Origin of the sequence: Zophobihabitans entericus, from assembly GCF_011745665.1 — a bacterium.
GTDB lineage: Bacteria > Pseudomonadota > Gammaproteobacteria > Enterobacterales > Orbaceae > Zophobihabitans > Zophobihabitans entericus.
Genome location: NZ_CP050253.1, coordinates 1,979,049 through 1,992,996 on the forward strand (window position 1 = coordinate 1,979,049; position 13,948 = coordinate 1,992,996).

Genomic DNA, 13,948 nt, shown 5'->3' on the forward strand with positions numbered 1-13,948 from the left:
AAAAACGATATTGAACAGCTATTCTTCAGATGGAATAAAACCTTCATCTTCATGTTTAGGATTTGCAGCTGAATTTCTGGCTAGCTCATCACAACGTTCGTTTTCCGGATGCCCGGCATGACCTTTCACCCAAATCCATTCAATATTTTGTTTAGGTGCCACTTCATCAAGACGCAGCCAAAGATCCAGATTTTTGACGGGTTTTCTATTACTTGTCTTCCAGTTATTACGTTTCCAGTTATAAATCCAGGTGGTAATACCGTTTTTGACGTACTGGCTGTCAGTATAAAGCTTAACATTACAGCGCTCTTTAAGAGTCGAAAGCCCAATAATCGTCGCCAGTAACTCCATTCTGTTGTTGGTAGTCAGATGATAGCCTTCGGTAAGTTCCAGCTCTTTTTTCTTGTAGCGTAAAATCACCGCATAGCCACCAGGCCCAGGGTTTCCAAGACATGAACCATCCGTATAAATTTCTACCTGTTTTAACATTAATCCTAAATCTCTGCTAAAATAATCTCATTGCGTGGAATATACACCACATTGATGTAGAGAACAAATAACAATACGAGCTGGCAGTTACCCTTATGACACAAAATAATCAACCTATACTCGAGCGTCAAATCGTTCTGGATACAGAAACAACCGGTATGAATATGGATGGTACTACTCATTATACCGGACATAAAATTATTGAAATTGGTGCTGTTGAAATTATCAACCGTCGTCTGACAGGTAATCATTTTCATGTGTATTTAAATCCAGGGCGAGCAGTTGATGCTGAAGCTTTTGCGGTCCACGGATTAAGTGATGAGTTTTTAAAAGATAAACCAAAATTTCAGGAAGTTGCAGAGAGCTTTAAACAGTTTATCTCTGGTGCTGAACTGGTCATTCACAACGCATCGTTCGACGTTGGATTTATCGATTATGAATATCGCTTGATGAATTCAGATTTCAAAGTTGAGCAGCACTGCAAAGTGACGGACTCTCTGGCGATGGCTCGTCGTATATTTCCGGGTAAACGGAATAACTTAGACGTACTTTGTGAACGTTATCAGATCGATAACTCTCACCGAACACTGCATGGTGCTTTACTGGATGCGGAGATTCTGGCGGAAGTTTATCTGGCGATGACTGGTGGTCAGACATCAATGTCATTTGTGCAAGATGAAGCTACTGCCAGTCAAACATCTCAAACAATTGAAGTGCCTCGTTTACAACGTAGTGAGTTTAAGTTAAAAGTAATTTCAGCATCTGACATTGAATTATCTGAACACGAAAACACTCTCAATCTGATTGATAAGAAAAGTGGTGGCTCTATCTGGCGAGCTGAATAATCGTCAGGATTGAGAATAAAGGGTCGGATACGTTGATTTTATGAACAATCAGACCCCACAGCAGAAAAAAGCTATTGACGGGCAGAGGATAAGCCTTTAATATTCTGCCTACTTCAAGCAGATACTGTTTGTGGTACGCGGAGCGGTAGTTCAGTTGGTTAGAATACCTGCCTGTCACGCAGGGGGTCGCGGGTTCGAGCCCCGTCCGTTCCGCCAATTTTCTTTTTTTTACCTCTAGTAATATTCAATAAAGTCTAATAAGTTAAAAAATATCAAATATATAATTTAGTTTTCTCCTGCTTTCCTATAATCTTTTATCTATTAAAATTCATTACATTTTAACCACTTCTCAAATCTAAACGCTGGTACAGACATAGGTTCAGTTTTGTCTATTTTTGATACTTATGCAGTCATAATTGGAGCTAGACTATGTGATTCATTATTTAAATGATTCTTTATTGCGTTTTTTAGCTAAAAGTATCAGTTGGATAGAACCATTAGGTTTGAGTAACAACAAAAACAGAATACACAAACACAGCATCCTATCAAAGATAAAGCTTACTACGATAGGATGATGCTGGATAAGACTTGGTCACCCCTTAAGGATGATCCGAATAGTAGACCGATTAATAATCAGGCTAATCGGACTCAAATCTACAATAACATCACCTACCATTATGATGAATTGGGTAATTTGATTAAGCGTGAGAAACCGAATGGGGAAACACTGTATTTAGCTTATGATAATGAAAATCAGCTTTCCTTATCTCACATTGTAAAGCCTAATCATACCGAAACTTGGGGCTATGCTTATGATGCCTTTGGTAGACGAATCAGTAAACATATTACCGATAAACTGGCGTTAAAAAACAACGAACAGCAACAAATACGCTTTGTTTGGGATGGGGCAAAGCTACAACAAGAACAACATAAACAAAACAATGGAATCTTTAGTTATATTTATGAAGCTACTGATAGCTTTGTGCCCATTGCACAAACGGTAAAAGACAATCTAACAGAAAACATCACCCTTAATTATCTACACACCGACCAAATTGGTATTCCTAAAGAGATGACCGATGAGCAGGGTAATTTAGCTTGGTTTGGGCAATACTCCGCTTGGGGTAAGGTAGAAAACGGGACGAATGTTTTACCTGCTCACCAACCGTTTAGATTGCAAAATCAGTATTATGACAATGAAACAGGTTTGCATTATAATTTGTTTAGGTATTATGAGCCTGAGTGTGAGAAGTTTGTTAATCAAGATCCGATTGGGTTGCTAGGTGGGGAGAATTTATACCAATACGCTTCAAACCCTTTTGAATGGATGGACCCTTGGGGGTTAAATCAATATAGAAAGCGTTCAGTTTCTTCCGTAGCAAAACTTAGACATAATTTCGATAAATCTGGAGGAGCAAGAGAAAGATACTTGAAAAAATTGGCAAAGACACCTGAAAAAACAAAAGCCACATTCAAATGTACTGACGAAGATATAGAGCAAATGAAAAAAGGGAAAGTCCCCAAAAATTTTGTTGTCCATCATAAAAAACCTTTATTTAGAGGAGGAAACAATCGTTTTAGCAACTTAACTTTAATGGATAAAAATATCATACAGATAACAATAAAATGTTGCATTGGTATGAAGAAGGAAAAAATTTTTATGGACTTAATTAGGAATAAAATTATGGAAACAATATGCCAAGAATGTCATTCTAAGTTTTTATTATCACAGGAACAAAAAGAATTTGTTTCAAGAATGCAAAGCACTGGGCTTAAAGTTATAATTATTGATTGTCCATACTGCAACAAACCAACTCCTTATACTGACGATTTAGCATTTAAAAATGTTATTTATCAGAATACTGTTGGTGAAAATTTATTACATTGCCCTGTTAGTCATTGTGATGGTTTGATTAGTTTTATTGACTACTCTAAACCCTATTTTTGGGGATGTGGTGAATGTGGTAAGGAATGGTACAAAGAAGAAGACTTGCAAAATGAAATATCCAAAATTGTTCAAAAATATCCTTACAGACAAACATGTTATGAGAAAAAAAAGGAAAAATGGATTGCAGCGCCAGAATCCCAAATTGTTGCAGATTATGAAAGTCTTGTTGAGAAAGAACCGTTTGATGTGTAGTTAATGTTAAGGTTTTTCTACAATAAGGGAAAGAGTAACTAATTCATCATGAAATTAATTCTATAAAACACAAATAATCGGACTAACATATATAGTCCCTTTTACCATTGTTGATTTTTACTTTAAATAAGAGGGAAAAAGAGTATGCTGTTTGAGCTGTGTTAACAGCGAGTTTCCATACTCGCCTCTTATTTAAAGTTAAAATCAATCACCCGTTAGGGCAATGGTATAGGGTGCCCTTTTTTTGCTGTCGTTTTTTTGGGTATGCAAAAAAATGAAGTCGCCATCAAGGCGAAACAAATTATCACAAACCCAACTGAACCCTAAAGACAAAAACCAATGGCTCATTGCCAGTGGCCCTGTCAAACGCAGTTACCTGTATGATAAAGCAGGTAACTTAAAACAAAGTACGGATTTAAGAACCGGTGCCACCAGTTATGTATACGATAAACTCGGGCAAATCTTAAAAGCAGGCAAAGAAACCTTTGCCTTTGACCCTGCCCATAATTTGATTGACCAAAAAGAACAACAAACCAATCAACCACAAAAATCGGTTAAAGACAAAGCTTATTATGACCGAATGATGGCAGATAAGACCTGGTCTCCCCTTAAAGATGACCCGAATAGCAGACCGATTAATACTTATGCTAATCGTACACAAATCTACAATAACATCACCTACCATTATGATGAATTGGGTAATTTGATTAAGCGTGAGAAACCCAATGGGGAAATGCTGCATTTAGCTTATGATAATGAAAATCAGCTATCCTTAGCGCATATTGAAACGCCGAATCAAACCGAAACTTGGGGCTATGCTTATGATGCTTTTGGTAGACGAATCAGTAAACAGATTACCAATAAACTGGCAGTAAAAAATAACGAACAGCAACAAATACGCTTTGTGTGGGATGTGGCGAAACTCCAACAAGAACTACATAAACAAAACAATAGATTCTTTAGTTATATTTATGAAGATACTGATAGCTTTGTGCCCATTGCACAAACAATAAAAGACAATCAAACAGAAAACATTACTCTTAATTATCTACACACCGACCAAATTGGTATCCCTAAAGAGATGACCAATGAGATGGAAGATTTAGCTTGGTTTGCTGAGTACTCAGCTTGGGGTAAGGTAGAAAACGAGACAAATGTTTTACCTGCTCACCAACCGTTTAGGTTGCAAAATCAGTATTATGACAATGAAACGGGTTTGCATTATAATTTGTTTAGGTATTATGAACCTGAATGTGGGAAGTTTGTTAATCAGGATCCTATTGGGTTATTTGGGGGAGAGAACCTTTATTTATTCGCCTCAAATGCTACTTCGTGGGCTGATTTTTGGGAACTAACTTCTAAAAAACCTAATAAATGTTGTACCTTAGTTTATAATCATAAAACAAAAGATAATAAGAAAACTAACAAAGCAGAACTGAGACGACAAATCAGGGGACAAATAGCAGGATTTAATAGGATTTTGGCTACAGAGGGTTTAGCAGGCTTAAAAAAAGAATTCAAGCATACTTAGATGACCCCACTATTGAGAAAAAAGGAAGGGATATTGCAAAAGCTAAAGGAAAGGCGGGTGAAGGGAAAGCTTGGCTCCATGAACCAGATATGTGTGCGGGAAGAGCTCCAGAGGACATTTCAGGTGTAGGAGACTCTCGAACCAACTCAATAATTGGAGGAAACTCTCGAACTATTGCTGATACTATAATGGCTTTACCTAATGACTCAAAAATCGAGAAATTTAGATATATATTGAAAATTACATAGCGTATAAGGGTTAACATGATGAAGAATATGAACATTGAAAAATACAAATCATTAGATTCAGATAATAAAAGAATTGAGTTTTTAAATGAATAAACCGATCCATTAGATTTAACTTTAGCCAATTTTTTTCTAGAAATAATAAAAGACAATAAACAAGACGATGAGGTTAGAATTGCAGCATTAAAAATTATTGGTCTCTATCATGGCGATTACGATCATACAGATATTTTAAACTCATTAGACAGTATCATTTTAAATGAAAAGGAAGATGAATATGTCAGAATTTATGCTCTTCGTGCAATTGAATTTAGCCCTATAACTGATAAAGAAATTCAAATATCATTAGATATTATAAAAAACATAAATGAAGATGTTAATTTAAGAGCTGCTGCTTTTGCTGTTATAAGAAGGCATAGAAAAGATAATATAGTAGCTATAGATGCCTTAAAAGAATTATTAAGTTTAAACGATAAAACATATACTCTTCTCGCCCAGCAAGCATTGGATAATCTGTAAAAAAAACTAAATGGATAAAAAGATAGTTGAAAATATATTGTATAACTATTTCAATTTTATCTTCATATAAGCATCTGGCTATGAATTAAGATAATTTGGAGGCTCCCAAACCACTCAGTTTCAATATGACCGTTTAGGCCAACTGATTGAAGCGAGCAACCAACACAGCCGTATTAGTTTAGCATACGATGAGCTAGGGCAACTAAAAGAAGGGCTACCATATCATGGCTCTAAATATGCAGGAACAAAAAAAGCTGCTTTTGAAAAAGCAGAAAAAGCTTATGCAGGGATGACAGAAAAGGGATATTTAAAGATACCAGGAACTAAAAATGCCATTGTTGAAAATATAACACTATCAGATGCAATCAAATATATAAAAAACATTACTCGTAGGAATACATATTTATGGACTTCATTTTAAAGAATTTTGATTATAGGTTTTTCATTTTAGACACAGTTATGTTAGAAAACACAATGAAAGACAACGGGAAAACTAGAACAAAAAACATTTTGAAATATCTTACGGCACATAAAAATGTATATGAACAATTATGCCAGAATGGATATTTTTTCCCAATACAAGAAATAAACTCTGGCGCTTTTCAGTTTTTTATTAATAAATTACCTAATTCGCTCCCCAGCGAATGGCAAAATATCAGAACATATCATGATCAATTTGATTTCATAGTCACAGATACGTCTTCTATTTGGATCATCGCTGGAGATCAATTATATGAATGGAATCATAACTATTATAAAAATCATCATGAAAAAATTGAAACAATTAATGGTAAAGACTATCTTGCTGGAAAAAAAATCTCTATTGAAGAGGGAATATATTCACTATCAATATCCGTTTTAAAAAGGAAAAACAAAACCCAAGAGCCAAATCTTGGATTTCTAATCAACTTTACTAAAGCTACCAACGCAAATAGCACTATCAATAACCTACCAACAGAATTTAACTTTAATGGAAACAGAGAGTAAAGCTTAGAAAATAATCTCTATATTTAGTTTAGATTAGACAAAGATGGCTTACCGCTTAAACGGATTAATGCCTTAGGCCATGCCTTCCAGTATCAATACGATCAAGCACGACGCTTAACCCAACTGATGAATGAAAATGGTGATGCTTACCGCTTTGAATACGATGCCGTAGACAATTTGATTCAGGAAATGGGTTGGGATGGTAAAGTCACCCAATACCAGTACAATGCCGCTGGCGAACTGATTACCCAATACGAACAAGGACAAGTGATTCACCCGAATGGTGAAGCCACCACCTTAATTGAACACCGCTTTGAACGCGATATATTAGGACAACTGACCAAAAAGACCAGCAGACGGCACTCAAGCTTACCGCAACAATTGTCTGACTGGCTGTTAAATGATAACCATATCAGTGCCAAAGACAGAGGGTTGTTTTTACCGCAAACCCAAACCACTCAGTTTCAATATGACCGTTTGGGCCAATTGATTGAAGCGAGCAACCAACACAGCCGTATTAGCTTAGCATACGATGAGTGAGGGCAACTGCTCAGCGAAACTTAGCTTATGATAATGAAAATCAGCTTTCACTAGCCCATATTGAACAACCCAACAATCAAACCATAAAATGTTCAATTAGTAGTTGCTTGGTATATTTGTATAATTAAAATCTTGTAAGAGTCATTAAGGCATATTAATATCCTTTCTGTTGTCATAGGTCTGGTCGTAGGTTACTTAAAATAGAATAAAAATATCTGAATAAAATCAGATGCATAATATGATTTTTGCGGACGTCCGTTCCTCCAATGCTCCCCTTTTTATATTATTTTCTTACTATTTCTCAAGTTGCCACCTATTTCAAATCTACTATTTTATTTCAAATAGATTTAATCATTTTCATCAATTGACTAATACATAATTACAAATCTATATTGTGCTCAATGACCTGATATATAATACATTAATTTACTTTGAGTAACATTTATCTGGTAACCACAAAGGAGAAAATGATGTCTATTGAACAAATAATCCATTATCAATCAAAACTTGCCTACGAAATGGATTCCGCCGACTTATATCTTTCTTTAAATCAAAAAGAAAACATTGTTATTGTTGATGGACGTTCTCCTGAAGCTTATGAAAATGAACATATTCCGGGAGCTATTAACTTGTGGCATAAAGAGATGTGCCTGAATAATGTTAATCATTTGGATAAAAATAAAGTTTATATTTGTTACTGTGATGGAATAGGTTGTAACGCATCTACAAAGACGGCTCTCAAATTATTAACGTTGGGTTTTCAGGTCAAAGAGTTAATCGGTGGTTTAGACTGGTGGAAGAGGGACGGGTATGCAACTGAAGGAATTAATGCAACAAGTGGTTCTGGAATTGGTTGTAGTTGTTAATTAGAGTGTTCTAATTAGGCTAGCATATATTGCATGCTAGCCATTTTATATAAAGCAAATAGTTAATGATTATTGTGGTTTATGCACAATATCAAAGTACTCAGTTTTACTGTCAGCATTTGGGTAAATGCGGTAAGTATACTCTTCCGGAGTTACTTTTACGTTTTCAACAGTACGTGTGAATAGGATATTACCACTGGCATCTTTAGCGACTAAAGTTCTGGTTTTTCCATCTTCACTCATACTCCAGTCACCTTGCATTTTAGGTTTTCCATCCGGAGATAACATTTTGAATGTATGATCAGCAAAATATTCAGCTACACCAAAATAATTACTGACACCTTGATCTGTGTTTGCAACAGTTTCACCTTTTTGGTTTAACGCTCCGGTTGTAATCCAGACAGGTCCAACCATGATTTTTTCATATTGATTCAATGTTTGAACTGCTTGTGTTGCAGAGATTGCTGTTGCTACAGGTTGGGTTTCTGCAGCCATTGCGTTAAAAGTAAAGCTAGTTGCGGCAATAATAACAAGAGTAGATAATTTGGTTAATTTCATAGATTTCCTCTCCTTAGGAATAAAAATATCAATATAACGGTACTACTTAGCCAGTGTAACATCGATTTTGAAAAATACTAGTAAACGGACATTTTGGTATACTGGCTAAAATTAATCTTATCCATTTGAATTTTATTTACTTATTTATAACTTTGACATTTCTAATTAAAACTCAATTATATTAATAATTGTATCCTATCGTAGATAAAATATTATTGTATACAATAAGTTGGGTGGAGTGGTTTAAATAGAAGGTTTTCTAATTATAAATATTATTTGGTGGAATTAGTTTGTTTTCTACTTCTTTGTTTAAGGAACTGAATAATTCTGCCACCAAAAACGTTAACACATAAACCAAGCATAACAATAAAAGCACCAATAATATCAATATAGCTAAGATGTTCACCCAGAATAATGGCTGCAGCACTTAAACCAAATATTGGCACCAGCAGAGAGAAAGGGGCGACAGTACTGACATTATATTTACGCATCAAACCACCCCAAATAGTATTACCATAAATGGTCGCGATGAGTGATGTATATAAAATAGCACAGACAAAAATGATATCTGCGGAGTGAATAGTTTGTACGATAGCTTCAGGTCCATCGATAACCAAAGAACCGATTAAAAAGGGTAGTAACGGCACAACACCAGTCCAGACGGTTAATGACTTCATATCTGTCCCGGTTAGCTTCTTCATTAAAATATTACCCATTGCCCAGCAGGAGCTGGCAGCTAAGGTAAAAATAAGTCCAATAATCGTGATTGATGCGTCAGCTTGTAAACAAATTAAGGTTAGTCCAGAAGCGGAAACACAAAGTCCAATAAAGCTTCTGATACGAAAGCTCTCACCCAGTAAAAAGGTGGCAAAGAAGACCGTAAAAAAGGCCTGTGCCTGTAAAACCATGGAGGCCATACCTGCAGGCATTCCCAGATTCATACCAAAGAGAAGTAGGGCAAATTGACAAAAATAGAGGACAAATCCATAAGCGATAAACATTTTTAAAGGAATTTTAGGTCGCTTAAAGAAGAACAGTAAAAACACAAAAGGTAAAAAGCGTAAAAATCCGAAAATAAAAGGTGTGGTGTAACTCATACCTATTTTCATGATAATAAAGTTCAGCCCCCATAAAGCGATGACGGAAAGAATGAGAAGTAAATCTTTAATCTGCATAATGTTTGGAAAATAGGAGGAGAAGAGAGGTTATTGTCTGCTTATTTGAGCAGGAAAGCAATGGATAAAACAGTCAAAGACACCATCCATTTTATGCGATGGTGTCTTTAGAGTTAAGCTACTTATTCTAACTCAACACCAGTTTTAGCCGGGATTAAGAATAAGGTTGCAAAAATATCTAACAGATATAAAGAGGCAAGCACTAAAATAGCAACATTAAATGAGAATCCACCAAATGTTACTGCCGCTGTAGCTGATAATGCAGCAACAACTGCTGGACCAAAGCCACCTACACCACGGCCAATATTAAATAATACGTTTTGTGCCGTTGCACGTGCATGAGTTGGATAGGCTTCTGAAATTAAAGCACCATATCCACCTAACATACCGTTAACAAAGATACCAAGAATTGCACCGCCAAATAGTAGTGCCATTGGGTCAACCAGTTGTGAGTAAAGAAGAACCATCACAGTTGCACCTACCTGATAAATCAGGAAGATTGGACGACGTCCAAAACGATCAGCAAGTTGACCAAACAACCAGATACCAAAACCCATACCAATGATAGTAACAGCTGTCCACATTGCCGATTTAGTTAAGGTATAGCCGAATTTATTAGCAAGGTAGCCAGGCATCCAAATCATAATACCGTAGTAACCAAAGTTTTGTACTGAGGTTAAAATGGTGATGCCAATACTGGTTCTGAGTGTTTTACCATCTTTAACCAGTTCTTTAAATGGACTTACTTTATCTTTTTTCTCTTGCATCTCTTTTTGTTTTTCAACAAAGATTTCAGGCTCGCCAATATAGTGACGAATCACGAAAGAGATGAAGGCCGGAATCACACCGACTAAGAACATTCCACGCCAGCCAATGAGTGGTAATAAAATAGGAGTAATAAGGGCGGCAACAAGTACACCAGCCTGCCAGCCTAAGCCAACGTAAGATGACATACGGGTTCTTTCACTTGGTTTACATGCTTCAGCAGCAAGTGCCATACCAATACCAAATTCACCACCAAGACCAAGCCCTGCAATTGTACGATAAACTAACAGATCCCAATATCCTTGCGCAAAAGCACAAAGACCGGTAAAACCAGCAAATAATACAATAGACCAGGTTAATACTTTGATACGGCCATATTTATCGCTCAGCGCACCAAAAATAAATCCACCAATTACTGAACCAATAAGTGTCCAGGTAACAAGTGAGCCAGCTTCGGTAGAAGTTAAACCTAAATCCGCAGAGATCGCGACTAATATGAAACCTAAAATAAGAAGATCAAAACCATCCAGCGCATAACCAACAGTTGAAGCAAGAACCGCTTTTTTAGCATAGCGCCCATCTTCAATCTGCGCCTGAACAGAATCCTGTGACGAATTACTTGACATAGATTAGTACCTTAAAATTTAGTTAACTATCACTCAAATATTAATACATTATAGTGACAAATTGCATATATATGCATCATGAGCGAAAGGATATGCTATTACCCGGGAAGTAAAAAATAGAGGGAATAAGCATACGCATTTTACGGATTGTCGCCCAGATTGCAACTTTTAGTTGCATAAAATTCTTCTTTTGGACTCCAAAATCAGCTTATGTTACACTTTCATAATAAGTTTTAAGAGAGAAATATATGAATACTTCGCATATTGATTATCTAGCTATTGGGCAGCGTTTACGCGCTTATCGAATCGCCGCTTCATTACGTGCAGAAGACGTGGCAGAAAATCTAAAAATCTCTCGGGCAGCAGTGTATCGTCTGGAAAAAGGTGAGCTCGTTAAAATTGAAACTCTAGATCGACTGGCAACATTACTTAATACATCACTGACCAGTCTGCTTGGAGTTGATACTGAGTATTACTCATCAGGTGATGGTTTTTTCGAAAGAATGCGCCAACTAGAAGAACAATCAACCACCGTTTATTCCCATTTTGATCCTTTTTCTTTCCTGTTAACATCAGATAATTATCTGCAACATTTATCTATGATGTTGATGGAATCGTCGTCACTGACTGTGACAGAAAAACATAAAATTGATAGTGCCTTGGCAATTCTCAGAGAGCGTAAAGCACACTTTCAGCAGCATTCCCCTCAGGTGATTAATCTGGTTGGCATTCAGCATATTGAGCGTTTCTTACATTTAGGGCTTGTGGGTAGCTTAAATCTTTCACCCAGTAAGAAAATGGAGAGAACGCTGCTGGCCAGACAAGAAGTTTTGCATCTTATTCAGCAAATCGAAGAGAATCCAAAAACACTGAAAATTGCTATTACTAAGAATGTCGTTCCGTCACTCACATTCCAGATTTTTTACCGGGAAGCTACGCCACTTTCTTTAGCGATTAGTCCGTTTCGTTTAGGAGAGTTCCCCAATGTCAGTACCGGAATTGCGTCGATTACTTCATCAATGGATGCGATAAGACGTTATCAAAAACTTTTTGATCAGCTCTGGGAAAATAGTGTTGAAAATAGCAAGGCGATTGATTTACTCAAAGAGACATTAGAGCGCTATTAAGTGATTTTTATTTTATAAGTTCGGGATTGGCCAATATCTTTGATTAGCCTTATTTTTTAGACAGCTCACCGCATCTTTTTATTGTTTGATGAACAGCTTAATTTATCCCTATTAACTGGTTGAGTTCTCTGTTTATTCCCTCTACAATGCAGAGTTGGTCTATTTAAATCAATTACGAAAAGAGAAATTTAATGTCTGAATCTGTTGCTTCTATTACATTACAACCTATTAAAAAATTCAGTGGCACAATTAATTTACCGGGTTCAAAAAGTGTTTCTAATCGGGCTCTTTTACTGGCCGCATTATCTAAAGGGCAAACACGCCTGACCAATTTGCTAGATAGTGATGATGTGCGCTATATGTTGAATGCATTAACTGAACTGGGCGTAAATTATCAGCTCTCTGATAACCGTACGATTTGTGATATTGATGGGATTGGCGGGGCATTTCAGACAAATAAACCTCTTGAGCTATTTCTTGGTAATGCCGGAACGGCTATGAGACCGCTGGCTGCTGCGTTGTGCCTTGGTTCTCATAATATTATTTTAACCGGTGAACCGCGGATGAAAGAGCGACCGATTGGTCATTTAGTTGACGCGTTAAGACAAGGCAGCGCTGAAGTTGATTATCTGGAGAATGAAGACTATCCGCCACTGCATATTCATGGTGGTTTTACTGGTGGGCATATTCAGGTTGATGGGTCGGTTTCCAGTCAGTTTTTAACCGCACTTTTGATGATGTCACCACTGGCTACACAAGATACAACCATTGCAATTATGGGGGACTTAGTGTCTAAGCCCTATATTGATATTACGCTGGCAATGATGAAAATCTTTGGTGTTGAAGTCCATAATCAAAACTATCAAACTTTCACGATTAAAGGTCAGCAATCTTATATTTCTCCTGGACAATATCTGGTAGAAGGTGATGCATCTTCAGCTTCTTATTTTTTAGCGGCGGCGGCCATTAAAGGTGGAACAGTCAGAGTAACCGGTGTGGGTAAAAAAAGCCTACAAGGTGACACCAAATTTGCTGATGTGTTGGCTAAAATGGGCGCCAAGATTATCTGGGCTGACGATTATATTGAATGTACCGCAGATAAGTTAGTCGCGGTCGATTTAGATATGAATCATATTCCTGATGCTGCAATGACAATTGCCACCACCGCTTTATTTGCCAAAGGGACAACCACTATTCGCAATATCTATAACTGGCGAGTGAAAGAGACCGATCGTTTAAATGCAATGGCAACAGAACTACGTAAAGTCGGTGCAATTGTTGAAGAAGGGCATGACTATATTACAATTACTCCGCCGGCTTACTTAAAGCATGCAGAAATTGCAACTTATAATGATCACCGTATGGCAATGTGCTTCTCTCTGGTGGCGCTGTCTGATACACCTGTGACGATTTTAGATCCTAAATGTACAGCAAAAACATTCCCGGATTATTTTGATAAATTTGCTCAAATGAGTCAGTTAAAATAAAAGTTTAATAAAATCAATTATTTATATAACTATTTGATTTTATTAAAG

At 36.6% G+C, this 13,948-nt stretch carries 13 protein-coding genes and 1 tRNA gene; 10 read left to right on the forward strand and 4 right to left on the reverse strand.

The genetic code is table 11. The features are described 5' to 3' along the window. Window positions 1-18: 18 nt before the first annotated feature. Window positions 19-489: a ribonuclease HI gene (rnhA, locus tag IPMB12_RS09005; RefSeq protein WP_166916979.1), complete on the reverse strand. Its 471-nt coding sequence runs from the start codon at window positions 487-489 to the stop codon at window positions 19-21. Window positions 490-584: 95 nt separating this feature from the next. On the opposite strand from rnhA, the gene dnaQ reads away from it, so the two are divergent. From dnaQ to IPMB12_RS09050, 8 genes are all read left to right on the forward strand, one after another. After that, window positions 585-1,334: a DNA polymerase III subunit epsilon gene (gene dnaQ / locus IPMB12_RS09010; protein WP_166916981.1), complete on the forward strand. Its 750-nt coding sequence runs from the start codon at window positions 585-587 to the stop codon at window positions 1,332-1,334. Window positions 1,335-1,473: 139 nt separating this feature from the next. After that, window positions 1,474-1,550: transfer RNA gene (locus IPMB12_RS09015), tRNA-Asp, on the forward strand. A gap of 355 nt (window positions 1,551-1,905) precedes the next feature. Continuing rightward, entirely contained in the window at window positions 1,906-3,474 is a 1,569-nt protein-coding gene (locus tag IPMB12_RS09020) for an RHS repeat-associated core domain-containing protein (protein ID WP_166916983.1), read from the forward strand. Window positions 3,475-3,748: 274 nt separating this feature from the next. Beyond that, window positions 3,749-5,005 carry an RHS repeat domain-containing protein gene (locus IPMB12_RS09025; protein WP_166916985.1) on the forward strand — a complete coding sequence of 419 codons (1,257 nt, stop codon included), beginning with the start codon at window positions 3,749-3,751 and terminating at the stop codon, window positions 5,003-5,005. 32 nt (window positions 5,006-5,037) lie between these two features. Continuing rightward, a complete protein-coding gene (locus tag IPMB12_RS12275) occupies window positions 5,038-5,253 on the forward strand; it encodes a polymorphic toxin type 15 domain-containing protein (protein ID WP_407704083.1) in 216 nt (71 codons plus the stop codon). A gap of 921 nt (window positions 5,254-6,174) precedes the next feature. After that, window positions 6,175-6,756 carry a hypothetical protein gene (locus IPMB12_RS09040; protein WP_166916987.1) on the forward strand — a complete coding sequence of 194 codons (582 nt, stop codon included), beginning with the start codon at window positions 6,175-6,177 and terminating at the stop codon, window positions 6,754-6,756. Between the two features lie 177 nt (window positions 6,757-6,933). Then, complete coding sequence (locus IPMB12_RS09045; RefSeq protein WP_208293472.1) at window positions 6,934-7,296, forward strand: RHS repeat domain-containing protein; 363 nt, start codon at window positions 6,934-6,936, stop codon at window positions 7,294-7,296. A 467-nt stretch (window positions 7,297-7,763) separates the two neighbouring features. Then, window positions 7,764-8,162, forward strand: coding sequence for a rhodanese-like domain-containing protein (locus IPMB12_RS09050; RefSeq protein WP_166916989.1), 399 nt, complete (start codon window positions 7,764-7,766; stop codon window positions 8,160-8,162). A 69-nt stretch (window positions 8,163-8,231) separates the two neighbouring features. On the opposite strand, the gene IPMB12_RS09055 is transcribed toward IPMB12_RS09050, so the two are convergent. From IPMB12_RS09055 to IPMB12_RS09065, 3 genes are all read right to left on the reverse strand, one after another. Beyond that, window positions 8,232-8,720, reverse strand: a complete 489-nt coding sequence (locus IPMB12_RS09055; protein ID WP_166916991.1) for a DUF4822 domain-containing protein — start codon at window positions 8,718-8,720, stop codon at window positions 8,232-8,234. A 272-nt stretch (window positions 8,721-8,992) separates the two neighbouring features. Beyond that, window positions 8,993-9,895 (reverse strand): EamA family transporter, encoded by a 903-nt coding sequence (locus tag IPMB12_RS09060; protein WP_166916993.1) that lies wholly within the window; start codon window positions 9,893-9,895, stop codon window positions 8,993-8,995. Between the two features lie 122 nt (window positions 9,896-10,017). Continuing rightward, the gene (locus IPMB12_RS09065) at window positions 10,018-11,286 is read right to left on the reverse strand and encodes an MFS transporter (RefSeq protein WP_166916995.1); all 1,269 of its coding nucleotides are present in this window, start codon (window positions 11,284-11,286) and stop codon (window positions 10,018-10,020) included. A gap of 248 nt (window positions 11,287-11,534) precedes the next feature. On the opposite strand from IPMB12_RS09065, the gene IPMB12_RS09070 reads away from it, so the two are divergent. Together IPMB12_RS09070 and aroA are read left to right on the forward strand one after the other, a co-directional pair. After that, entirely contained in the window at window positions 11,535-12,413 is an 879-nt protein-coding gene (locus IPMB12_RS09070) for a helix-turn-helix domain-containing protein (RefSeq protein ID WP_166916997.1), read from the forward strand. 191 nt (window positions 12,414-12,604) lie between these two features. Then, complete coding sequence (gene aroA, locus IPMB12_RS09075; protein WP_166916999.1) at window positions 12,605-13,900, forward strand: 3-phosphoshikimate 1-carboxyvinyltransferase; 1,296 nt, start codon at window positions 12,605-12,607, stop codon at window positions 13,898-13,900. The last annotated feature ends 48 nt before the right edge of the window (window positions 13,901-13,948 follow it).